Raw genomic sequence first — 21,682 nt, 5'->3', positions numbered from 1 at the left:
CACCGCCCGGTTTCGGCCTACAGCCGGCTGAGCCGCTCCACGGCCTCGTGGAGCACCTCGTCCCGCTTGCAGAACGCGAACCGCACCAGGGTCCGGGCGGCCTCGACATCGTCGTGGAAGACCGACACGGGCACTCCCACCACGCCGGCCCGCGCTGGCAGCTCACGGCAGAACGCGAGGGCGTCGGTGGCCCCCAGAGGGGCGGCGTCCGCGACGACGAAGTACGTCCCGCCGGGCACCGACACCTCCAGTCCCGCCGACCGGAGCCCGGCGACGAGCAGGTCGCGCTTGCCCTCCAGCGAGCGCGACAACCCGGCATACACCTCGTCGTCGAGGCCGAGGGCCACGGCGACGGCGGGCTGGAAGGGCCCGGACCCCACGAAGGTGAGGAACTGCTTGACCGCGCGCACGGCTGCCACGGCCGCCGCGGGGCCGGACACCCAGCCGACCTTCCACCCGGTGGCAGAGAAGGTCTTGCCGGCGGACGAGATGGTCAGGGTCCGCTCCCACATGTCCGGCATGGTCGCGACCGGCACGTGCAGGGCATCCTCGAAGACCAGGTGCTCGTAGACCTCATCGGTCACCACCCAGGCGTCGAACTCCCTTGCGAGAGAACAGATCAGCTGGAGCTCGGCAAGACTGAAGACCTTGCCCGTGGGGTTGTGCGGGGTGTTGAGCAGCACCAACCGGGTGCGCGACGAGAAGGCCGCCCGGAGCGACTCCTCGTCGACCGCGAAGTCGGGGAAGCGCAGCACCGACGTGCGCCGCACCGCGCCCGCCAAGGCGATCGACGCGGCATACGAGTCGTAGTAGGGCTCGAAGGTGACGACCTCGTCGCCCGGCTCGCACAGGGCGAGGATGGTCGCGGCGATGGCTTCGGTGGCGCCGACGGTGACGAGCACCTCCGACCGCGGGTCGAGGGTGAGGCCGTAGAAGCGCGCCTGGTGGGCGGCGACGGCGTCGAGCAGCTCGGGGACACCGGGGCCGGGCGGGTACTGGTTGCGGCCGCCGTCGATGGCCGCCTTGGCGGCGTCGAGCATCGCCTGGGGGCCGTCGGTGTCGGGGAAGCCCTGGCCGAGGTTGACGGCACCGTGCTCGGTGGCCAGGGCCGTCATCTCGGCGAAGATCGTGGTGCCGAAGGGCGAAAGCGAGGGTTTGCCGGGCGGTCGGGCCATGCACCCGAGGGTATGCCGCGCGGCCGGGTGGGCGGCGGACCTCCACTTCTGGCCACCTGTGCGGGAGCAAACCCGCGGATCAGTCCCCGGATGGGACGCCAGTGGCCAGAAGTGCGAGGGGGTCGTTGTGCTCACCGACGGATTTCGCTGCCAGGCCCCGCAGCACGTACGATGGTCGGCGGTCCACGTGTGTTCGCACACGCAGACCTACTTCGCGCGTCTTCCGCCCGCTGACTCGGCTCGCCGACGAAACGGGGGCGCACCACAGCAGTCCGGTGAGTATGCCGGTGGGGTGCGTTGCAGGCGCCAGGCAGGTAGCCGCACCCATGCGGCATACCGACGCAACTGACAACGACACAAGGAGACACGGCATGGCCGTCGTTACCATGCGCCAGCTCCTCGAGAGCGGCGTCCACTTCGGGCACCAGACCCGTCGCTGGAACCCCAAGATGAAGCGCTTCATCATGACCGAGCGCAATGGCATCTACATCATCGACCTGCAGCAGTCGTTGACCTACATCAACAACGCCTTCGAGTTCGTCAAGGAGACGGTCGCCCACGGCGGTTCCATCCTCTTCGTCGGCACGAAGAAGCAGGCCCAGGAGCCCATCGCCGAGCAGGCGACCCGGGTCGGGATGCCCTACGTCAACCACCGCTGGCTCGGTGGCATGCTCACCAACTTCAACACGATCTCCAAGCGCCTCACGCGCCTCAAGGAGCTCGAGGAGCTCGACTACGACAACGTCGCAGGGTCGGGCTACACGAAGAAGGAACTCCTGATCTTCAAGCGGGAGAAGGACAAGCTCGAGAAGACCCTGGGCGGCATCCGCAACATGGCCAAGGTCCCCTCGGCCGTGTGGATCGTGGACACCAAGAAGGAGCACCTCGCGGTGTTCGAGGCGCGCAAGCTCGGCCTGCCGGTCATTGCCATCCTCGACACCAACTGTGACCCCGACGAGGTCGACTACAAGATCCCCGGCAACGACGACGCGATCCGCTCCGTCACCCTGCTGACCCGCGTCATCGCCGACGCCGTGGCCGAGGGCCTCATGGCCCGCAGCTCCGGCAAGTCCGGCGAGCAGGCCGAGGGTGTCGTCGCCGGTGACGAGCCGATGGCCGAGTGGGAGCGCGAGCTGCTCGGTGGCGACGCCGCCGAGACCGCCGAGGCTGCCGCACCGGAGGCCGGCGCGACCGCTGCCGCCGACGCGACCGAGGCTGCACCTGTCGAGGCTGCTCCCGTCGAGGCGCCCGTCGCCGAGGCGACCGAGGCCACCGAGGCGCCCGTCGCCGAGGAGACTGCTGCTCCCGAGGCTGCTGCCGTCACCGAGGAGACCGCCGCCCCCGAGGCGCCGGCCGCCGAGGAGACCGCTGCTCCCGAGGCTGCGGCCGAGGCCCCGGCCAAGGCCTGAGCCCACCTGTCCGCCTCCGTGGCAGACGTCTTTGCAGACCACACTTGTAGACCACACTTGTTAGAGAAGAGCTGAGAAACATCTATGGCGAACTACACCGCCGCTGACATCAAGGCCCTGCGCGGGTCCACGGGCGCCGGCATGCTCGACGTCAAGAAGGCGCTCGACGAGGCCGACGGCAACCGTGACAAGGCCACCGAGATCCTTCGCGTGAAGGGCCTCAAGGGCGTCACCAAGCGTGAGGGCCGCACCACGTCCAACGGACTGGTCGCTGCCCAGGCCGGTGACGGCGTGGGCACCCTCGTCGAGGTCCTGTGCGAGACCGACTTCGTGGCCAAGAGCGAGAAGTTCATCGCCCTGGCCGCCCAGGTCCTCGCCCAGAGCGTCGCCGCTGGTGCGGCCGACGCGGACGCGCTGCTCAAGAGCTCGCTCGAGGACGGTTCCACGGTCCAGGAGCTGCTCGACAACGCCAACGCGACCATCGGCGAGAAGATCGAGGTCAAGCGGGTCTCCCGCGTCCAGGCCCCGGTCGTCGTGTCCTACCTGCACAAGACCAGCCCCGACCTGCCCGCGCAGATCGGTGTGCTCGTCGGCGCCGAGGGTGGCGACGAGCAGCTCGCTCGTGACGTGGCCATGCACATCGCGGCGTTCAGCCCGACCGTGCTGACCCGTGACGAGGTCGACCCGGCCACCGTCGAGCAGGAGCGTCGCGTCGCCGAGGCCACGGCCAAGGAGGAGGGCAAGCCCGAGGCTGCCCTGCCCAAGATCGTCGAGGGTCGCGTGAACGGCTTCTTCAAGGAGAACGTCCTGGTCGAGCAGCCGTTCGCCAAGGACGCCAAGAAGACCGTCGAGAAGGTCCTGGCCGAGGGCGGCACGAAGGTCACCTCCTTCGTCCGCTACCGCGTCGGCGGCTGACCACGCAGCACGCATCACACGACGAGGCCCCCACCGGATGGTGGGGGCCTCGTCGTTGGTGTGCCGCGTCGTTTCGGGTATGTCGTGGCGCTGGCCGCGTCCCTAGCCGGCGGCCCGCCTGACCAGGGCGGCGATCTCCTTCTCGAGGGCCGGCGTCAGGGCCGTGAGTGCGTAGCCGATCGGCCACATCTTCCCGTCGTCGAGGTTCGCGCTGTCGTTGAACTCGAACGTCGCGTACCGCGCCTTGAACTTGCTGGCGGGCTTGAAGAACACCACGGCCTTGCCGTCGCGCTTGTACGCGGGCATGCCGTACCACGTCGAGGGCTCGAGGTGCGGAGCCGCCTTGGTGACGATCTCGTGAAGGCGCTCGGCCAGCTCGCGGTCCTCCGGGGGCATCTCGGCGATCTTCTCGAGGAGGTCCTGCTCGCCACTGGCGCCCTTGGCCTCCTTGGCCCGCTCCTTCATCGCGGCGCGCTCGTCGGCGGTGAACCCGCTCTTGCTGCCGGCGGTCCTGGTGGTGGTGGCTTTCGCCGTGGTGGTCTTCTTCGCCGTGGTCGGCATGGTGGGTCCCTCCCGGGTCGTCGTGGTCTGTCAGGACCATTCTCGAAGACCGGGGACCTCGCGCGCTTCTCGAAAACTGATCACTTCTGACGCATACTCACCTCATGGGGAGACGAACGAAGCAGACGCCACCCGCACCCGAGCGTGTCCGGGTGCAGCCGGACTTCACCCACCTGCCCGAGCGCGTGGCGCCTGAGGACCTGACGACCACCCACGATGTCGACCCCGGCCCGGACCCGCGCGGCGGACGCGACACGGACACCGAGTTCATGCTGCGGAACGCGGGGATCTGACCCAGGCACCACGTGGGCATCTGATCGCTCAGAAGATGTGGACGCGCTCCTCCGGGGCCAGCCACATGCCGTCGCCCTCGGTCACCCCGAAGGCCTCGTGGAACTCGTCGCAGTTGCGGACGGCGTTCGCGCGGACCTCGGTGGGCGAGTGCGGATCGATGGCAAGCAGCCGCTTCGCCTCCTCGGGGCGCGCCTTGCCGGACCAGACCTGGGCCCAGCCGAGGAAGAACCGCTGGGGACCGGTGTAGCCGTCGAGCTCAGGTGCGTCCTGGCCCTGCGTGGCGATCCGGTAGGCGGAGTAGCCGATGGCCAGGCCCCCGAGGTCGCCGATGTTCTCGCCCACCGTGAGCGCGCCGTTGACCCTTTCGTCGGGGGCAGCCAGAGGGGAGAGCGTGCTGAACTGGGCGATGAGGGCCTGGGTGCGCTCGTCGAAGCGGGACCGGTCCTCCTCGGTCCACCAGTCGCGCAGGGCGCCGGTGGCGTCGTAGCGCGACCCCTGGTCGTCGAAGCCGTGCCCGATCTCATGGCCGATGACGGCACCGATGCCGCCGTAGTTGACGGCGTCGTCGGCGCCCAGGTCGAAGAAGGGCGGCTGAAGGATGCCGGCCGGGAAGACGATCTCGTTCATCAACGGGTGGTAGTAGGCGTTGACCGTCTGCGGCAGCATCAGCCACTCGTCGCGGTCGATCGGGCCCCCCAGCTTGTCCAGCTGGCGCTGCAGCTCGAACTCGTTGGCGCGGCGCACGTTGCCCACGAGGTCGTCGTCGATGGTCAGCGAGGAGTAGTCGCGCCAGCGGTCGGGGTAGCCGACCTTGGGCGTGAACGATGCGAGCTTGGCCAGCGCCTGCTCGCGGGTCTGCGGGCCCATCCAGTCCAAGCCCTCGAAGGACTGCCGGAACGCCTCGACGAGGTTGCCGACCAGCTCGAGCATCCGCTTCTTGGCCTCGGGCGGGAAGAACTCGGCGGCGTACAGCTGGCCGACGGCCTCGCCGATCGACCCCTCGACGAGCGAGACCCCGCGCTTCCATCGCTCGCGGTTCTCGGGGAGTCCCGAGATGACCCGTCCGGTGAAGTCGAACTCGGCGTCGACGAGCTCCTTGGTCAGCAGCGGTGCCGCCGACGCGACGACGTGGAAGGCGAGCCAGTACTTGAAGTCGTCGATGGCGACCTCGTCGAGGGCGACGGACAGGCCCTCGAGGTAGGACGGCTGACCCACGACGACGTGCTCGAAGGCGTCGCGGGCCTCGAGCCCGCCGACGAAGTCACCCCACAGCACGTTCGGGGCGAGGCCCTCGAGCGCCGAGTAGGCATAGGGGTTGTAGCTCTTCACCGCGTCGCGGGTGGCGACGTTGTCCCAGTGGTGGCCGGCCAGCCGCGTCTCCAGGGCCACCACGCGGGCGGCCGGCGAGTCGGCGTCGGTCGCGCCGTCGCCGATGCCGGCGAACCCGAGCATCCGGGCCACGTGGGGCAGGTATGCCGCGAGGATGGCTGCGTGCCGCTCCTCGCGGTAGTAGGACTCGTCGGGAAGGCCCAGGCCGCCCTGACCGAGGTAGAGGACGTACTCCTCGGGGTTCTTGGCATCGGGGGCGACACCGAAGTCGAACAGGCCCGGTCCACCCTGGCGCTGCAGGCGACCGAGGGCGAGGAACAGGTCGTCGGTCCCGCTGATCGCCGCGATGTCGGCGAGGTCCTTCTCGATGGGGGTCAGCCCCAGCGACTCCGCCCGCGCCTCGTCCATGAACGTCCGGTAGAGGTCGCCGACCTTGCGGGTGGGCGAGCCCGGAGCGGCACTGTGGTCGGCCGCGGCCCGCTCGATGATGGTGCGCACCCGCTCGTCGGACTGCTCGCGCAGCATGTCGAAGGTGCCGTAGCGGCCGCGGTCGCTGGGGATCTCCGTCGTGCGGACCCAGCTGCCGTTCGCGTGGCCGAACAGGTCGTCCTGCGGGCGAACCGCCTCGTCGCGGTGCCCCGGAAGGATGCCTGACCTCATGCGCTTGTCTCCTTTGGTGCATCGATGGACCATGGCTGTGGAGTGCGGACTGCGTGGATGGTGACACCCTGCCACGCAGGGCGGACGCTGGTGCAACCGACACCATGCCGCCCCCGGGAGTGTGGAAGTATTCGGTGACCGCCCGCACACCTCCAGGAGGATCCCTCGTGACTGCTGCCCCCGAGCAGACCGCCCCAGCCGGATCGCCCGCCCCTGGCTCGCCGGCTCCGCATCGACGGGTCCTGCTCAAGCTCTCCGGGGAGGTCTTCGGTGGTGGTCGCGTCGGGCTGGCACCCGAGGTCGTGCGCGGGATCGCCCAACAGATCGCCCAGTCGGTCAACGAGGGCATCCAGGTGGCCGTCGTGATCGGTGGTGGCAACTTCTTCCGCGGCGCGGAGCTCCAGCAGCAGGGGATGGACCGCACGCGGGCCGACTACATGGGCATGCTCGGCACGGTGATGAACTGCCTCGCCCTGCAGGACTTCCTCGAGAAGGAAGGCATCGAGACCCGCGTCCAGACCGCGATCACGATGGGCCAGGTCGCCGAGCCGTACATCCCGCGTCGCGCCATCCGCCACCTCGAGAAGGGCCGCGTGGTCATCTTCGGCGCCGGCGCCGGTATGCCGTTCTTCTCCACCGACACCGTGTCGGCCCAGCGAGCGCTGGAGATCAAGTGCGACGCCGTGCTGATGAGCAAGAACGGCGTGGACGGCGTCTACGACTCCGACCCCCGCACCAACCCGCAGGCCCGCAAGCTCGACGAGATCAGCTACCAGGAAGCGCTCCAGCAGGGGCTGCGCGTGGTCGATGCGGCGGCGTTCAGCCTGTGCATGGAGAACAAGCTGCCCATGGTCGTGTTCGGCATGGAAGGCGAGGGCAACGTGGTGCGGGCGTTGCGCGGTGAGAAGATCGGCACGCTGGTCACGCCGGGCTGAGTCGGCACCTGGCCGATCCACCCACCAGACTGACCACACCACGACCGGCGCGGCCCCGACAGGGAAGCGCCCGAGAAGGAGCAGGACATGATTGAAGAGACCCTCCTCGAGGCCGAAGAGAAGATGGAAAAGGCCGTCGAGGTCGCCAAGGAGGACTTCGCGGGCATCCGCACCGGTCGGGCGACCCCGGGCATGTTCAACAAGCTCACGGTCGACTACTACGGCGCTCCGACCCCGCTGCAGCAGCTGGCGTCCTTCCAGACCCCCGAGGCGCGCACCATCCTGATCACGCCGTTCGACAAGTCGGCGATGCACGAGATCGAGAAGACGCTGCGCGACTCCGACCTGGGCGTGAACCCCAGCAACGACGGCAACGTCATCCGCTGCGTGCTGCCCATGCTCACCGAAGAGCGTCGCAAGGACTACGTCAAGCTGGCTCGACACAAGGGCGAGGACGCCAAGGTGTCGATCCGCAACGTCCGCCGCAAGGCCAAGGACGAGCTGGACAAGCTGGTCAAGGACGGCGACGTCGGTGAGGACGACGGCAGCCGCGCCGAGAAGGAGCTGGACGCGAGCACCAAGAAGTACGTCGAGCTCATCGACGAGCTGCTGAAGGGCAAGGAGACCGAGCTGCGCGAGGTCTGAGCGGCTCGCCCTCCACCTCACCCAGCGCTGGTCATGAACATGCCCCAGTCCCGTCGCGACCGTCGCGCGRCCCGCACCGCCTCCGACGCCGCGGGTTCCGGCGCGCCCGGAACGTCGCCCTCGCCGGACCCCACACGCGATGGTGCCGCTCCGGACGGGGCCGGCGCCGCGTCGGCTCGRGGCGGCCGGCCGTCGAGGGCGGGGCGCAACCTGCCCGCGGCGATCGGTGTCGGCCTCGGCCTGGGTGCCCTGATCATCGGCTCCCTGGCCCTGCGCAAGGAGCTGATGCTCGGCATCATCGTCGTGGCCATCGCAGTCGGCGTGTGGGAGCTGCGCCGGGCGCTGGCCCAGGTGTCGATCAACGTGCCCTTGGTGCCCAGCATCGTCGGCAGTGTCAGCATGCTCGTCTCGGCCTACGTCGGCGGTGGTGAGGCCCTGGTCGTGACCGTCGGCCTGACCTGTGTCGGCATCCTGCTGTGGCGCATCGCCGACGGGGTGCTCGACGCGGTCCGCGACATCGCGGGCGGGTTCTTCGTCGCGGTCTACCCCTCGTTCCTCGCCGGCTTCGCCGCCCTCATGCTGGCCACGCCGCACGACGGCGCCCGCCGGGTCTTCATCTTCCTCCTCGTCGCCGTGCTCAGCGACGTCGGCGGCTACGCCTTCGGTGTCCTGTTCGGCAAGCACCCCATGGCGCCGTCCGTCAGCCCCAAGAAGTCCTGGGAGGGCTTCGGCGGCTCGATGGTCGCGTGTGTCGTCGGTGGCGCGATCGCGGTCGTGCTGACGCTCGACGGGCCCTGGTGGGGTGGCGCGCTGCTGGGAGCCAGTGCAGCGGTGGCAGCCACCGTGGGTGACCTCACCGAGTCCACGATCAAGCGTGACCTCGGCATCAAGGACATGGGCACGCTGTTGCCCGGCCACGGCGGGATCATGGACCGTCTCGACTCCGTCCTGCTCGTCGCGCCGCTGGCCTGGGCTCTGCTCGCCTGGGTCGTCCCGCCCGGGTGACGCCACGGCATACCCGGGCACCTGCGAGACTGGGGGCACCATGACCACGGACCTCCCCGAGCCCACCAGCGAGCGCCCCCAACCGGGCCAGCTCACCTTCGCCGCCCCTCGCCGGGGCAAGCCGCCACGGCACCTTGCCGACCTGTCTCCGGCAGAGCGCAAGGAGGCCGTGGAGGCCTTGGGACACAAGGGCTTCCGGGCCAAGCAGCTGTCGACCCACTACTTCGAGCGGCTGGTCGCMTCGCCCGAGGAGATGACAGACCTGCCCAAGGCGATCCGCGACGAGCTCGTGGCCGACCTGCTCCCGACCTTGCTCACCCCCATCGTGCAACGCACCGCCGACGACGGCATGACCATCAAGAACGCCTGGAGGCTGCACGACGGCGCGATCGTCGAGTCCGTGCTCATGCGCTATCCCCGGCGCGTGACCATCTGCATCTCGAGCCAGGCCGGCTGCGGCATGAACTGTCCCTTCTGCGCGACCGGGCAGGCCGGGCTCACCCGCAACATGAGCGCCGCCGAGATCGTCGAGCAGGTCGTGTACGGCGCACGCCTGCTGCGCAGCGGCGAGCTCGCGCAGGGTGCGGGTGGCGGCGGGCGGGCTGCGCACACAACCGAGCACGCGGCCGAGCTCGGCGACGAGGACGACTCCGAGGACGGTGGCGACGGTCCGGTCGAGGCCACCGGTCCCACCCGCATCTCCAACGTGGTGTTCATGGGCATGGGCGAGGCGCTGGCCAACTACAAGGCTGCGATCGGCGCGATCCGGCGGCTGACCGACCCCGCTCCGGACGGTCTGGGGATGTCGGCGCGCGGCATCACGATGTCGACGGTCGGCCTGGTACCGGCGATCGACAAGCTCGCGGCCGAGGGGATACCGGTCACGCTGGCCCTCTCGCTGCACGCGCCCGACGACGAGCTGCGCAACGAGCTCGTGCCGATCAACACCCGGTGGAGTGTCGACGAGGCCCTCGATGCCGCCTACCGCTACTACCAGGTGACCGGGCGCCGCGTGAGCATCGAGTACGCGCTCATCAGGGACATCAACGACCACGCGTGGCGGGCCGACCTCCTCGGCAAGAAGCTCAACGCCAGGGGCCGCGGCTGGGTGCACGTCAACCCGATCCCGCTCAACCCCACGCCGGGCTCGAAGTGGACGGCCTCACGACCCGGCGTCGAGCAGCAGTTCGTCGAACGGCTGCGGGCCCACGGCATCCCGACGACGATCCGCGACACGCGGGGCCAGGACATCGACGGCGCGTGCGGTCAGCTCGCGGCCTCCACTGCCTAGCGAGCAGAGCTCCTCCCCGCCTGGGGCACTGTGATGGTCACCACGCCCTCGCCGGCGCCTGGTGGCAGCGGTTTCACGGCGGGCAAGGGCTCGATCTGCCTATGCTCGTACGGTGATCCTGCGTGCGCCCATCCTGACCGCCGGGGCTGTCCTCCTGCTCCTCACGGGTTGCGCCGCAGCCGACCCCGAGCCGGTGGCCGCCCCGGCGTCGCCGGCCACCCGCTCGGCGCCGGCAACGCCCGTGGCGACGTCGACCCCGCCGTCCGGTCACGAGCACTCGGGCACCACTGCGCCCCCTGAGGCCCCACTGCGCAAGGGGGAGCGCTTCGTCACGCTCCGGATGCCCACGGCATACACCCCCAAGGCCCCGGCCGCCCCGGGCACCGACGACTACCGCTGCTTCCTGCTCGACCCCGACCTGACCGCCAAGTCCGTCGTGACAGGCATCAACGTGCTGCCCGGCAACCCGGACGTCGTGCACCACGTGATCCTGTTCCGCGTGCCGCCGGACAAGGTGGCGGCGGCGGAGACCATGGACCGTGGCCAGAGTGGCCAGGGCTGGACCTGCTTCGGCGGCACCGGGGTGGAGAGCCAGGGCGCCGGCCTCAACGGCGCACCGTGGCTGGGCGCGTGGGCGCCCGGCGGCGGCGAGCGGGTGCTGGCACCCGATCTCGGTATGCCGGTCGAAGCCGGCTCGCGCATCATCATGCAGGTCCACTACAACCTCCTTGCCGGACGGTCGCCGGACCAGAGCGCCGCCAAGCTTCGGGTGGCCGCGGATGACGGGTCGCGCCAGACCCTCCAGACGGTGCTGCTCCCGGCGCCCGTCGAGGTGCCGTGCCGCCCGGGCAAGACCGGCCCGTTGTGCGACCGGGCAGCAGCGATGGCCGACGTGCAGCGACGCTTCGGCGGTGCGAGCCGCGCGGGAGACGCCCTGCACCTGCTGTGCCCCGGCAACAAGGCGGGCCCGACGCAGAGCTGCACCAGGACGGTGACCCAGGGGTCGACGATTCGCGCGGTGGCCGGGCACATGCACCTGCTCGGCACCAAGATCTCGATCACCGTCAACAAGGGGAAGGCCACCGAGCGCACCGTCCTCGACATCCCGATCTGGGACTTCGACGACCAGGGGAGCCGCCCGGTCAACCCGCCCGTCAGGGTGAAGATCGGGGACACCCTCACCGTGTCGTGCACCCACGACCAGAGCCTGCGCGACAAGCTGCCGTCGTTCCAGGGCCAGCCGGAGCGCTACATCGTCTGGGGCGAGGGCACCACCGACGAGATGTGCCTCGGCATCGTGATGGTCACCCGCCCGTAGCCCTCCCGTCCACCCCTAGGCTGACCGCGTGAGTGCCACTCCTGCCGTGCCTGCCGAGACGGGCCGAGAGTTCGTCCTGACCGTCTCGTGCGCGGATCGGCGCGGGATCGTGCACGCCGTCTCGGGGGTGATGCTGGACCTGTCGATGACCATCCTCGACAGCCAGCAGTTCGCCGACCTGAGGGCAGGGGAGTTCCACCTGCGCATGCACCTCCTTCGTGAGGGTCCGCCGCTGCCCGTGGCGGCGTTGGACGCCGCGATGGCAAGCGTGGCAACGGAGTTCGCGATGACGTATGCCGCGCACGACCTGTCCCGGCGGCGCCGGGTGCTGGTCATGGTGAGTCAGCAGGGTCACTGCCTCAACGACCTGCTGTTCCGGGTCGAGAGCGGCTCCCTGCCGGTCGAGGTGCCGGCCATCGTCTCCAACCACGAGGACTTCCGCGCGCTGGCCCAGTGGCACGGCATCCCCTTCCACCACGTCCCGGTCACGCGCGACACCAAGCCGGCGGCGGAGGCGGAGCTGCGGCGCCTCGTGGAGCACTACTCCGCCGACACGGTCGCGCTGGCGCGCTACATGCAGATCCTGTCGAGCGAGCTGTGCGCCGACTTCCAGGGTCGGATCATCAACATCCACCACTCGCTCCTGCCGAGCTTCAAGGGAGCCAAGCCCTACACCCAGGCGCACGACCGTGGGGTCAAGGTCATCGGGGCCACGGCGCACTACGTGACGGCCGACCTCGACGAGGGCCCGATCATCGAACAGGACTTCCGGCGGGTCGACCACCGGATGAGCCCGGCGGAGCTGGCCTCGGTGGGCCAGGAGCTGGAGGCCATGGCGTTCGCCCGGGCGCTGCGGTGGCACGCCGAGCACAGGGTCGTCCTGCGAGGCCGCCGCACCATCGTCTTCGACTGACGACCGTCAGGCCGGTGGGACCAGGGCCCGGAGCATGGCAGTGGTCTGCGCCGAGGGGATGAAGCCGTAGTTCGCCCTGCCCACGATCCAGAGCTCGTCCAGGCAGGCGGTCGCGAGCATCCGGCGCTCGCCCGCCCCGGTCAGGCCCATGACGGCGTAGGTCCAGCTGCCTTCGCCGGAACACTCTCCGTTGCCGCGGAACCCCTGCACGTGCGTCAGGTCCTCGTTGAGGCTTGCGACGACCTCCGCCGACAGGTCCTTCGACACGTACGAGCGGGCCGCCATCGGTTCGATCGGATGAATCGGGTCGCCCGTCAGGAAGCTGGGAGCCAGGCAGAACCTCGCGGAGACGAGCGGGGAGTCGAGGGCTACGGGTTGACGCGGGGTGGGCCAGGACTCGCTGCTGCGGCAGGCGAGCCCGTCGTCCGGCGTCCGCGTGGCCTTCGCATCGGCCTCCTCGTCCGCCAGCGCATCGAGGAAGGAAGCGAGGGCAAAGGCTCCCGCGCAGGCCATCTCTCCACTGCGGTATGTCGTCAGCTGCCCCGCCGTTGACTCGAGCGTGACGGTGAAGGCGGGACCGGGGCGGATCGAGCCGCAGGACGACTCGTCCGCACGCCCCCCGATGTTCAGTCCTTGCGCGGGCTGTGCCGTGACCTGCGCGGCCGGAAGGCGCCACCCGTCCTCCGTGCCACCCGTCACGGTGCCGCTGCTGCCCTCCCGGGCAGCGACATCGGGGCACACCCAGGCGGCTCGGACGCCTGTCATCGGTTCCCCGCCCGGCGTGGGTGAGCTGCTCCGTGGAGCCTGGCGGGTGCAGTCGGCCGGGGTCAGGAACGGGCCGGCCGGCACCACCCGGCCGGGCCGTTCGAGCGAGCCCGCGACCACTCCTCCCACGACGAGGATCGCAGCGGTCGCGGCGGCGAGGCCGACCTGGCGGACGCGCCGGGCGCGTCCGGCGTAGCGGCGGGCTCCGTCGGCCAACCCGTCGGCGGCCGGGTGGGCCGGGGCGAGCTCGTGCAGGGCGGCACGGAGTCGGGTGTCGAGGTCACTCATCGCGGTTCTCCCTCCGTGACGACCAGTGCGGGGCAGCTGCGCAGGGTCGCGAGCGCCCGCGCGCCCTGGCTCTTGRCCGTCCCCACGGTGCAGCCGAGCAGCTCGGCCGTCTGGACCTCGGTGAGGTCCTCGAAGTAGCGCAGCACGATGACGGCTCGTTGCCCCTTGGGGAGGGCGGCGAGGGCGGTCAGCAGGTCGCGCCGCTGGTCAAGGTCCCGGTCGGTGGCAGGGTGTTCGGGCAGGCTCGCCGTGGGGTACTCGGCGTTCCAGCGCCGGCGCCACCAGGCGATGTAGGTGGTCAGCATGACCTTGCGGACATAGGCCTCGCGAGGACCGGCATCGATCGACCCCCACCGTGGCCACGTCTTGCCCAGCGCAGTCTGGACCAGGTCCTCCGCCCGGTGGGGGTCGCCGGTCAGGAGGAACGCCGTGCGGAGCAGGGACGGGCCACGGGCGGCGACGAAGGAGTCGAACTCAGCCGTGGAGGCAGCCCGCGCTGCGGTGGACACCTCGCCCATGCCGTCCTCCTCTCGCCCACACAGGAAGAGCGGCGAGACCACCTCCAAGGTTGTCACTCGGACTGCAGCTCGTCCGGGGAATGGCGACAACCATCGAGTGGGTCCAGCCACTCGTTACGGGAGTACGCCAGTTCCGGCGACGACGTGGGAAGGGGAGCTGCCATGCGTGCATCGCGCAGGCTCGCGGGAGCCACTGGGGTGTTCGTCCTGGCCTTGGGCGCGTGCAACGGGGCCGGCCAGGGCGATGGTCGAGGGGATGGCGGGGTCACCCCGGTGAAGCAGACTGCCGAGTCCACCTGGCCGCCATCAGCGTCGTCTCCGTCGGACTCCGCACCGGTCCCGACGGCGGGGGAGCAGTGGTTGGCCTTTCAGGACAGCGGTTTCCGGATCCGGCTGGTGCGCCCCGACGGCACGGACGACCATGCCCTCGACGCCGTGACGACGGGCGCCGAGGACAACCCCGACTGGTCGCCGGACGGGACTCGGCTGACCTTCGTCGGTGAGGGGGACAAGGGGTCGGGCGCCGCGGGGCTCTGGGTGGTCAACGCGGACGGCACGGGGCTGACGGAGCTGGTGGAATGCGTCGCCCCTTGCCAGTACCTCGACGACCCGGCGTGGTCACCGGACGGGTCACAGATCATGTACAGCCGCATCCAGCGGGGCACCAGCGCCGGAGGCAGCGTCGAGGCCGTGGACGTCCTGACCCGCAGGACGACGACCCTGCTCACGGCGAAGGCTGGGGAGTTCTTCTCCGGGGTGCGGTACGCACCGGACGGCAAGGCAGTCGTCCTCGAGTGGGTGCACGCGACGCGCGCTGACCACGAGGACATCAGAGGCGTGACGCTCACGCGGGTCGACCTCACGAAGGTGCCGCCTCGCGTGACCGCACTGACCGCTCCGAAGCTCTTCGCCGAGACCCCCGACTGGAGCTCGCAGGACCTCATCGTCTACGCGGCGCTCCCGGAAGTCGGCGCCCAGGGCCACGACCTCTTCCTCATCCGACCCGACGGCACCGGTCGGCGCCGCCTCACCACGCTGGTCGAGGCGGGCAGCGGAGCGATGCACCCGGACTTCACCAACGACGGATCGGCAGTGGTGTTCCTCGGCGCAGACCCCGACACCGGCAAGGCGCGCTTCATGACGGTGGACACCGCCACAGGAGCGGTGTCGTCGGCCCTCGCGTCGGGTTCGGTCGCCGGTCACCATCCACGGTCGCGTCCGGTCCCCGCTGCGCCCTAGTCGCGAACGGCCCGCTGCAGAGCCCGGAGGTAGCCGAGCGCCGCGACGCGTTGCAGCCGCCTGCTCAGCGGACCGCCCAGCCGCGTCAGCCAGCCGGCGGGTCGCGAGTAGGCGCGGACCACGGCATACACCTCGGCGCCGCGGCGCTCCACGAGGAAGCCCTCCTCGCCGCTCTCGATGTGGCCCTCGAGGGTGCCGTAGCCGAACCCCGTCCGTTCCGCGCCCTCCACGGCCCAGACGATCCGGCACGGCACACCCACGACGAGGAGACGACTGAGGATCTCGACTCCCACCGCGGCCCGCGGAGCCGTCGCTCGTGGCCGCAGCCCCAGTCCTCGTTGCGCCCCATAGGTCATCACGGACTCACAGGCCCGTCGGTATGCCGCGTCGCCGGCTCCCAGCCGCCGCTCCACCTCGAGGTGGTGGTAGCCGGCGGGCAACGGACCGTCCAGCGTCAGGCCACTCGGCTCGTAGGTGAGCTGCCGCGCGGCCAGGTCAGCGAGTCTCACGGAGCCGTCCCGGTGCGTGCCGCGGTCACCGCGAGAACGATCTGGGCGGCCTCCTCGGCTGTCTCGACGAGGTGGATCACCGCACCCATGCCTCGCTCCTGGCCGAGGGCGCGCACCGCGGCCCACACCGGCACCGTCTCGGACCAGTACTCCTGCCCGACGAGGACGAGGGGCGCGAGCGGTGTCTGCCCCGGCGCGTAGAAGAGCGGGGTGACGGCCTGGAAGATCTCCTGCACGGTCCCGGCGGCTCCCTCCAGCACCACCAACCCCGCGGTGGCGCGGGCGAGCAGACCGTCCTCCCTGATCGCGTTGGAGAAGTACTTGCCGATGCCGTCGCAGAAGACGTTCGGCGGTTCGTGGCCGTAGAACCACGTGGGGATGCCGAGGCTGCCTGCGTCATCGGCACGCGGCAGCTCCGCCCGCACCGCAAGGGCAGAGCTGACCCAGGCAGCGACCGACGGCCGGAACGACGGCACCGAGGCGAGCGCGTCGAGGGCCGCCCCGAGTGAGGACTCGTCGCGGGCGAGGGCTCCGAGGTTGGCGGCCTCCATCGCACCGGGGCCGCCGCCGGTGGCCACGACCAGTCCTCCTGCCGCGAGGGACCGCCCGAGGACTGCCGCCTCGGTGTATGCCGTGGTGCCGCGCGCCAGGGCATGGCCGCCCATGACGCCGACGACGGGGCGTGCTGCGACGAACTCGTCCAGGGCATCCGTGATGGAGTCGTCGTGGATCGCCCTCAGCAGGGTGACGAAGGCGTCGCGGTGCACGGCACCGTCCTTCATCCACTGGTAGGCAAGGAAATCCGGTGTCGACTCGTACCCGCCTTCGGCGAGCCCCGCGTAGAGCTCGTCGGCGGTGTAGAGCGAGGCGCGATAGGGGTCGATCGGTGCGTGCGGGTCGGTGGGAAAGACCAGCGCGTGGTGCGCGCCGAGGTGGGCGCCCAGGGCGGGCGAGAGGCGCCCCCCGAGGACCACGAGCCCCTCGACGTCGGTGCGCGCGAGCAGGCGGTCCTCGTATGCCGTGAGGTCGAGGTCCTGGAAGCGGAGCCCCGTCAGCGGGCGGCCCGAGGAGAGCACTGCGTCGAGGTCGGCGAGGTTTTCGACCTCGGGGTCGGGGGTGCTCCTGCGGGCGCCGTCCATGGCCTGACTCTAGACGCGGGGCCGGGCTGTCTAGAGTCAGGCCATGGACGTCGGGTTCTCGCAGTGGGTGGCCACCGACGCCTGGCGCGCAGAGGCGACGAAGTGGATCGCCGACGAGCTCGCGGCGGTCGGTCTGGGGGTGACGGGCACGATCGAGCAGCCGCGGATCCGACCGTGGTCGACCCAGCTCGTCGTGCCGAGCGACCAGGGCAGGGTGTGGTTCAAGGCCAACTGCCCCTCGGCCGCGTTCGAGCCCGCCGTCCACCGCGCCCTCGCGGAGCTCGAGCCGGCCGAGGTCGAGGCGCCGCTGGCGATCGACGCCGGGCGCGGCTGGATGATGACGGCCGACCGCGGGCTGACCCTGGGTGACAGCCACGACGCCACGCTGACGGACTGGAAGGCCGTCGTGGCACTGGCCGCACGGGTGCAGCGACGCGTGGCCGGCCATGGGCGGACGCTGGTCGGGCAGGGTCTGCCGGACTGCTCACCTGCCACCGTTCCCGCCCGCTTCGACTGGCTCGTGGGGGAGCTCGCGGCGCTGCCCACCGACCATCCGTCGCATCTCCCCGCTGACGAAGCGCAGTCGCTGCGTGCTCGGTCAGCAGTGGTGGATGCCGCCGTGGAGGCCCTGCTCGCAGCGCCGATGCCCTCGAGCCTGCAGCACGGTGACCTGCACCCCCGCAACGTGTTCGCCGTTGACGACGGCCTGCGGTTCTTCGACTTCGGCGATGCGCAGTGGGCGCACGTGCTGGAGGTCCTGGCGGTGCCCTACGGCTTCGCGACCCGGGTGACGCACCATCCGTGGGCCGAGATCCTCGACGCCTACGCAGCAGTCTGGTCCGACGTCATCGATGCCGACGCGCTCGAGTCCCTGATGACCCCGGCGATGGTCACCCATGCGGTCAACCGGTCCTTCACGTGGTTGGGCGCCGTCGTCGGGGCGCAGCCCCACGAGCTGGCCGAGTGGGGCGACGCGCCCCTGTACTACCTCAGGCTGGCGCTGGAACCGTTCCCGCCGGCCGACCCCGAGTCCGGCCCCTAGCGACCGGCAGCTAGACGTTGCCCAGCACACGGTCGACGGCGACCTCGACCACCACGCGTTCGGGGTTCTCGCGCGGCACCCGGTAGCGGGCGGCGTACCGGGCGACCGCGTCGGCCACGGCTGCCGTGTCGGTGAGCACCCGGGCCGTGCCCTCGAAGGAGAGCCAGTGGCGGCCGTCCACCTGGCAGACGACCGCTCGCCCTCCGAGAGCCGCGTTGCGCGCCTTGCGACTGGTCCCGCTGGTGATCACCCGGACGACGAGTGCCTCGCTGTCCCAGGTGAATCCGACCGGCACGACGTGCGGAGATCCGTCGGGGCGCAACGTCGTGAGCGTGGCCAGGTGTCGGGCCGTGACGAACTCGAGGGCGGCGGGAGACAGGTCTGCTGGGGCGGTCGACACGAGTGGAGTCTTCCCTAGTGACCCGTGAGGGCGTCGAGCAGACGTCCGAGCCGGGCCGGGTGGCCGGTGCGGGCCTCCTCGCGGTCGGCCGCGTCAGCCAGCCTGAGGCCGGCGTTGATGCCCGCCCACCGCAGGGGTTCGGGCTCCCAGCGACGGCTGCGGTGCCCGACCCACGGCAGCTCCGTCAGTGGCGTGTGCCGACCGGTCACCAGGTCGGCCAGGGTGCGACCCGCGAGGTTCGCGGCCGCGACACCGTCGCCGACGTAGCCACCCGCCCAGCCCAGGCCGGTGGACCGGTCGTGGCCGACCGACGGGTGCCAGTCGCGGGCGATCCCCAGCGGGCCGCCCCAGGCGTGGGTGAAGCGGGCACCCTCGACCTGGGGGAGCAGGTCGGTGAGGGTCGTCCGCAGATCGGCGAAGACCGCCTGCTCGTGGTCGAACTCGGGCTTGATCCGCGACCCGTAGTGGTAGGGGGCTCCTCGTCCGCCGAATGCCAGCCGGTCGTCGGCCGTGCGCTGGCCGTAGATGATCACGTGGCGGTGGTCGCTGAACACCTCGCGCTCGGCGAGCCCGATCGACTCCCACAGGGCTGGCGCGAGCGGCTCCGTCGCGACCACGAGGGAGTAGACCGGGGCGACCGTGCGGCGCTCGCCCGGGAGCAGGGGCGTCCACGCCTCGGTGGCCCGGATGACGTGGCGGGCCACGACGTGACCACCGTCGGACAGCGTGGCTCGTCCCGGCTCGATGGCGCTGACACGCACCCCCTCGACCACCTCGGCGCCCTGCGACCGGACGGTCGCAGCGAGGCCGACGACGAGCCTCCGCGGGTGGACCCGCGCGCAGTGCGGGGTGAACGTCGCGCCCCGGACCCGGCTGGCAGCCAGCCGCTCGGTCGCCTCCGGGGCGTCGAGCCACCGGGTGCCCGTGCCCCACTGCTCCGCGTGGGCCACCTCGGCCCGCGCCCTGACGACCTGGGCGTCAGACCGAGCCAGGGCGAGGGAGCCGCCCTTGCGGAATCCGCACTCGATCCCCGCCGATTCCGTTGCCCTGCCGACCTCGTCGACGGTGTGTCGCAGCTCCTCCAGCATGGCCAGGGCGGCGCCGCGACCCCGGCGCCGGGCCAGGGCCTCGGGACCGACCGGCCACAGCGCGGACACCCAGCCGCCGTTGCGTCCGCTCGCACCGAAGCCGACCTGCTCGGCCTCGAGGACCAGGACGTCGAGCGAGGGGTCCGCCAGGAGCAGGTAGTGGGCGGTCCACAGCCCCGTGAACCCTCCGCCGACGATGACCACGTCGGCGCGGGCCGGCAGGGAAGGTGAGGAGGGCCCGTGTGCCGGCGACGCGGCATACGGGCCCTGCTCGTGCCCGTCACTGGACCACAGGGGTTCGGTCACGGGGCGTCGGCGCGCGTCAGAGGTGCTTCTCGGCGCCCGTGAGCACCGAGCGGAGCCGCGACTCGATGTCGTCGAACTCGGTCTGCCCGATGATCAGCGGGGGCGCGAGCTGGATGACCGGGTCGCCGCGGTCGTCGGCACGGCAGTAGAGGCCGGCATCGAACAGCGCCTTGGACAGGTAGCCGCGCAGCAGCCGCTCGGACTCCGCGTCGTCGAACGTCTCGCGGGTCTCCTTGTCCTTGACCAGCTCGATGCCGTAGAAGTAGCCGGCGCCGCGGACGTCGCCGACGATCGGCAGGTCGAGCAGCTTCTCGAGCGTGGCCCTGAACTTGGGGGCGTTGTCCTTCACGTGCTGGTTCAGTCCCTCGCGCTCGAAGATGTCGAGGTTGGCCATCGCCACCGCCGCGCTGACCGGGTGGCCGCCGAAGGTGTAGCCGTGCGGGAAGTAGGTCGTCCCCTTCTTGAACGGCTCGAAGAGCCGGTCGCTGGCGATCATCGCGCCGATGGGGGAGTAGCCCGAGGTCATGCCCTTGGCGCAGGTGATGATGTCGGGGACGTAGTTGAAGTCGTCGCAGGCGAACATCGAGCCGATGCGGCCGAACGAGCAGATCACCTCGTCGGAGACGAGCAGGACGTCGTACTCGTCGCAGATCTCGCGGACCCGCTCGAAGTAGCCGGGCGGCGGCGGGAAGCAGCCACCAGAGTTCTGCACCGGCTCGAGGAACACGGCGGCCACGGTGTCGGGGCCCTCGAACTCGATGGCCTCGGCGATCCGGTCGGCGGCCCACCGGCCGAACGCCTTCTCGTCGTCGCGCAGGTGCTCCGGGGCACGGTAGGAGTTGGTGTTCGGGACCTTGAAGGCGCCGGGCACGAGGGGCTCGAACATCTCCTTGGCCGCGGGGATGCCGGTGATGGACAGGGCGCCCTGGGGGGTGCCGTGGTAGGCGACCGCGCGGCTGATGACCTTGTGCTTGCCGGGCTTGCCCATCAGCTTGAAGTACTGCTTGGCCAGCTTCCAGGCCGTCTCGACGGCCTCGCCGCCGCCCGTCGTGAAGAACACGCGGTTGAGGTCACCCGGAGCCCCGGCGGCCAGGCGCTCGGCCAGCTCGATGGCACGGGGGTGGGCGTAGGACCACAGGGGGAAGAAGGCCAGCTCCTTGGCCTGCTTGGCAGCTGCCTCGGCGAGCTCCTCGCGGCCGTGGCCGACCTGGACGACGAAGAGCCCGGAGAGCCCGTCGATGTACTCGTTGCCGCGGTCGTCCCAGATCTTGTGACCCTGGCCGCGGGTGATGATGGGGACGCTGTGGCCCAGCCCGCCGTCGCTGCGGTCCTCGAAGACCGAGTGGCGGGTGAAGTGCATCCACAGGTGGTCGCGGGCGGCCTCGCTGTGCAGCGTGCCCAGCGGTGTGTGGGTGTCGCTGGACGGTTCGTAGATGGACAGGTCAGTGGTCATCGAGTACCCCAGTTGTAGTGCTGTTTGTTGAGTTTCAGGTAGACGAACGTCTCGGTGGTCTGCACCCCCGGGAGGGTGCGGATGCGCCGGGTCAGCAGGTCGAGCAGCTCGGCGTCGTCCTCGCAGACGACCTCGGCCAGCAGGTCGAAGGAGCCTGCCGTCGTGACGACGTAGGAAACCTCCGACATGGCGGTCAGGGCGTCGCCGACCGGGAGCAGGTCGCCGTCGACGCGGATGCCGATCATGGCCTGGCGGCGGAAGCCCACCTGCAGGGGATCGGTGACCGCGACGATCTGCATGACCTCCTGGTCCAGGAGCCGCTGCACGCGCTGGCGCACCGCCGCCTCGGACAGGCCCACGCGCTTGGCGATCGTCGCGTAGGACTGCCGACCGTCCACCTGCAGCTGCTCGATGATCGCCTTCGACACGTCGTCGAGGCGCACATCGGTGCTGGTGCTGGCGGGCCGGGTCACGGTGGCCATGGT

Annotated in this window: 22 protein-coding genes; 11 read left to right on the top strand and 11 right to left on the bottom strand. The window is 70.7% G+C overall.

Translation table 11 applies throughout. The features are described 5' to 3' along the window. Positions 1 to 17: 17 nt before the first annotated feature. Complete coding sequence (locus AC1DVZ_RS06625) at positions 18 to 1,175, bottom strand: pyridoxal phosphate-dependent aminotransferase (RefSeq protein ID WP_477617387.1); 1,158 nt, start codon at positions 1,173 to 1,175, stop codon at positions 18 to 20. 371 nt (positions 1,176 to 1,546) lie between these two features. On the opposite strand from AC1DVZ_RS06625, the gene rpsB reads away from it, so the two are divergent. After that, positions 1,547 to 2,584, top strand: a complete 1,038-nt coding sequence (gene rpsB / locus AC1DVZ_RS06620) for a 30S ribosomal protein S2 (RefSeq protein ID WP_477617386.1) — start codon at positions 1,547 to 1,549, stop codon at positions 2,582 to 2,584. A gap of 84 nt (positions 2,585 to 2,668) precedes the next feature. After that, a complete protein-coding gene (tsf, locus tag AC1DVZ_RS06615; protein WP_477617385.1) occupies positions 2,669 to 3,499 on the top strand; it encodes a translation elongation factor Ts in 831 nt (276 codons plus the stop codon). Positions 3,500 to 3,601: 102 nt separating this feature from the next. On the opposite strand, the gene AC1DVZ_RS06610 is transcribed toward tsf, so the two are convergent. Then, positions 3,602 to 4,060, bottom strand: a complete 459-nt coding sequence (locus AC1DVZ_RS06610) for an iron chaperone (RefSeq protein ID WP_477617384.1) — start codon at positions 4,058 to 4,060, stop codon at positions 3,602 to 3,604. 104 nt (positions 4,061 to 4,164) lie between these two features. On the opposite strand from AC1DVZ_RS06610, the gene AC1DVZ_RS06605 reads away from it, so the two are divergent. Continuing rightward, positions 4,165 to 4,353: a heme biosynthesis protein HemY gene (locus tag AC1DVZ_RS06605; RefSeq protein ID WP_477617383.1), complete on the top strand. Its 189-nt coding sequence runs from the start codon at positions 4,165 to 4,167 to the stop codon at positions 4,351 to 4,353. Positions 4,354 to 4,381: 28 nt separating this feature from the next. On the opposite strand, the gene AC1DVZ_RS06600 is transcribed toward AC1DVZ_RS06605, so the two are convergent. Continuing rightward, positions 4,382 to 6,343 (bottom strand): M13 family metallopeptidase, encoded by a 1,962-nt coding sequence (locus AC1DVZ_RS06600; RefSeq protein WP_477617382.1) that lies wholly within the window; start codon positions 6,341 to 6,343, stop codon positions 4,382 to 4,384. 167 nt (positions 6,344 to 6,510) lie between these two features. Between AC1DVZ_RS06600 and pyrH the strand changes: the two genes are divergently transcribed. From pyrH to purU, 6 genes are all read left to right on the top strand, one after another. Next, on the top strand, positions 6,511 to 7,278 hold the full coding sequence (gene pyrH, locus AC1DVZ_RS06595) for a UMP kinase (protein WP_477617381.1): 768 nt from the start codon (positions 6,511 to 6,513) through the stop codon (positions 7,276 to 7,278). An 87-nt stretch (positions 7,279 to 7,365) separates the two neighbouring features. Further along, positions 7,366 to 7,923: a ribosome recycling factor gene (gene frr, locus AC1DVZ_RS06590; protein WP_477615449.1), complete on the top strand. Its 558-nt coding sequence runs from the start codon at positions 7,366 to 7,368 to the stop codon at positions 7,921 to 7,923. A 33-nt stretch (positions 7,924 to 7,956) separates the two neighbouring features. Then, positions 7,957 to 8,928 (top strand): phosphatidate cytidylyltransferase, encoded by a 972-nt coding sequence (locus AC1DVZ_RS06585; protein ID WP_477617380.1) that lies wholly within the window; start codon positions 7,957 to 7,959, stop codon positions 8,926 to 8,928. Between the two features lie 40 nt (positions 8,929 to 8,968). After that, positions 8,969 to 10,219 carry a 23S rRNA (adenine(2503)-C(2))-methyltransferase RlmN gene (rlmN, locus tag AC1DVZ_RS06580; RefSeq protein WP_477617379.1) on the top strand — a complete coding sequence of 417 codons (1,251 nt, stop codon included), beginning with the start codon at positions 8,969 to 8,971 and terminating at the stop codon, positions 10,217 to 10,219. Between the two features lie 112 nt (positions 10,220 to 10,331). Further along, entirely contained in the window at positions 10,332 to 11,537 is a 1,206-nt protein-coding gene (locus tag AC1DVZ_RS06575) for a monooxygenase (RefSeq protein WP_477617378.1), read from the top strand. Positions 11,538 to 11,565: 28 nt separating this feature from the next. Further along, a complete protein-coding gene (purU, locus tag AC1DVZ_RS06570; protein WP_477617377.1) occupies positions 11,566 to 12,450 on the top strand; it encodes a formyltetrahydrofolate deformylase in 885 nt (294 codons plus the stop codon). 6 nt (positions 12,451 to 12,456) lie between these two features. Here purU and AC1DVZ_RS06565 read toward each other — a convergent pair whose 3' ends face one another. Both AC1DVZ_RS06565 and AC1DVZ_RS06560 read right to left on the bottom strand, forming a co-directional pair. Continuing rightward, the gene (locus AC1DVZ_RS06565) at positions 12,457 to 13,503 is read right to left on the bottom strand and encodes a hypothetical protein (RefSeq protein WP_477617376.1); all 1,047 of its coding nucleotides are present in this window, start codon (positions 13,501 to 13,503) and stop codon (positions 12,457 to 12,459) included. After that, the gene (locus AC1DVZ_RS06560; protein WP_477617375.1) at positions 13,500 to 14,021 is read right to left on the bottom strand and encodes a SigE family RNA polymerase sigma factor; all 522 of its coding nucleotides are present in this window, start codon (positions 14,019 to 14,021) and stop codon (positions 13,500 to 13,502) included. The genes AC1DVZ_RS06565 and AC1DVZ_RS06560 overlap by 4 nt, the downstream gene beginning before the upstream one ends. 162 nt (positions 14,022 to 14,183) lie before the next feature. Here AC1DVZ_RS06560 and AC1DVZ_RS06555 point away from each other — a divergent pair, with 162 nt between their 5' ends. Further along, entirely contained in the window at positions 14,184 to 15,260 is a 1,077-nt protein-coding gene (locus tag AC1DVZ_RS06555) for a TolB family protein (protein ID WP_477617374.1), read from the top strand. Here the strand turns inward: AC1DVZ_RS06555 and AC1DVZ_RS06550 are convergent. Further along, positions 15,257 to 15,769 (bottom strand): DUF1990 family protein, encoded by a 513-nt coding sequence (locus AC1DVZ_RS06550; protein WP_477617373.1) that lies wholly within the window; start codon positions 15,767 to 15,769, stop codon positions 15,257 to 15,259. The two genes, AC1DVZ_RS06555 and AC1DVZ_RS06550, sit on opposite strands and share 4 nt — an antisense overlap. Continuing rightward, a complete protein-coding gene (locus AC1DVZ_RS06545) occupies positions 15,766 to 16,908 on the bottom strand; it encodes an LOG family protein (protein ID WP_477617372.1) in 1,143 nt (380 codons plus the stop codon). The genes AC1DVZ_RS06550 and AC1DVZ_RS06545 overlap by 4 nt, the downstream gene beginning before the upstream one ends. Before the next feature lie 43 nt (positions 16,909 to 16,951). Between AC1DVZ_RS06545 and AC1DVZ_RS06540 the strand changes: the two genes are divergently transcribed. After that, entirely contained in the window at positions 16,952 to 17,950 is a 999-nt protein-coding gene (locus tag AC1DVZ_RS06540; RefSeq protein WP_477617371.1) for an aminoglycoside phosphotransferase family protein, read from the top strand. A 10-nt stretch (positions 17,951 to 17,960) separates the two neighbouring features. On the opposite strand, the gene AC1DVZ_RS06535 is transcribed toward AC1DVZ_RS06540, so the two are convergent. Genes AC1DVZ_RS06535 through AC1DVZ_RS06520 form a run of 4 tightly spaced genes read right to left on the bottom strand, consistent with a single transcriptional unit; the run spans position 17,961 to position 21,679 of the window. After that, entirely contained in the window at positions 17,961 to 18,350 is a 390-nt protein-coding gene (locus AC1DVZ_RS06535; RefSeq protein WP_477617370.1) for a pyridoxamine 5'-phosphate oxidase family protein, read from the bottom strand. 14 nt (positions 18,351 to 18,364) lie between these two features. Next, positions 18,365 to 19,744, bottom strand: a complete 1,380-nt coding sequence (locus tag AC1DVZ_RS06530; RefSeq protein WP_477617369.1) for an NAD(P)/FAD-dependent oxidoreductase — start codon at positions 19,742 to 19,744, stop codon at positions 18,365 to 18,367. A 16-nt stretch (positions 19,745 to 19,760) separates the two neighbouring features. Beyond that, entirely contained in the window at positions 19,761 to 21,197 is a 1,437-nt protein-coding gene (locus tag AC1DVZ_RS06525; RefSeq protein ID WP_477617368.1) for an aspartate aminotransferase family protein, read from the bottom strand. Beyond that, on the bottom strand, positions 21,194 to 21,679 hold the full coding sequence (locus tag AC1DVZ_RS06520) for an Lrp/AsnC family transcriptional regulator (protein ID WP_477615436.1): 486 nt from the start codon (positions 21,677 to 21,679) through the stop codon (positions 21,194 to 21,196). Before AC1DVZ_RS06520 ends, AC1DVZ_RS06525 begins: the two co-directional genes overlap by 4 nt. Positions 21,680 to 21,682: the final 3 nt, after the last annotated feature.

The sequence above is a fragment of the Pedococcus sp. P2_E5 genome (assembly GCF_056403895.1).
The sequence above is the reverse complement of the archived record's forward strand: the minus strand, read 5'-3'. Positions and strand labels throughout refer to the sequence as shown.

Coding starts and splice junctions, on each gene's coding strand:
- AC1DVZ_RS06625 (WP_477617387.1), bottom strand. CDS start 1,175: ATGGCCCGACCGCCCGGCAAACCCTCGCTTTCGCCCTTCGGCACCACG.
- rpsB (WP_477617386.1), top strand. CDS start 1,547: ATGGCCGTCGTTACCATGCGCCAGCTCCTCGAGAGCGGCGTCCACTTC.
- AC1DVZ_RS06545 (WP_477617372.1), bottom strand. CDS start 16,908: ATGGACGGCGCCCGCAGGAGCACCCCCGACCCCGAGGTCGAAAACCTC.
- AC1DVZ_RS06525 (WP_477617368.1), bottom strand. CDS start 21,197: ATGACCACTGACCTGTCCATCTACGAACCGTCCAGCGACACCCACACA.
- AC1DVZ_RS06605 (WP_477617383.1), top strand. CDS start 4,165: ATGGGGAGACGAACGAAGCAGACGCCACCCGCACCCGAGCGTGTCCGG.
- AC1DVZ_RS06565 (WP_477617376.1), bottom strand. CDS start 13,503: ATGAGTGACCTCGACACCCGACTCCGTGCCGCCCTGCACGAGCTCGCC.
- AC1DVZ_RS06520 (WP_477615436.1), bottom strand. CDS start 21,679: ATGGCCACCGTGACCCGGCCCGCCAGCACCAGCACCGATGTGCGCCTC.
- tsf (WP_477617385.1), top strand. CDS start 2,669: ATGGCGAACTACACCGCCGCTGACATCAAGGCCCTGCGCGGGTCCACG.
- AC1DVZ_RS06555 (WP_477617374.1), top strand. CDS start 14,184: ATGCGTGCATCGCGCAGGCTCGCGGGAGCCACTGGGGTGTTCGTCCTG.
- frr (WP_477615449.1), top strand. CDS start 7,366: ATGATTGAAGAGACCCTCCTCGAGGCCGAAGAGAAGATGGAAAAGGCC.
- AC1DVZ_RS06600 (WP_477617382.1), bottom strand. CDS start 6,343: ATGAGGTCAGGCATCCTTCCGGGGCACCGCGACGAGGCGGTTCGCCCG.
- AC1DVZ_RS06610 (WP_477617384.1), bottom strand. CDS start 4,060: ATGCCGACCACGGCGAAGAAGACCACCACGGCGAAAGCCACCACCACC.
- AC1DVZ_RS06540 (WP_477617371.1), top strand. CDS start 16,952: ATGGACGTCGGGTTCTCGCAGTGGGTGGCCACCGACGCCTGGCGCGCA.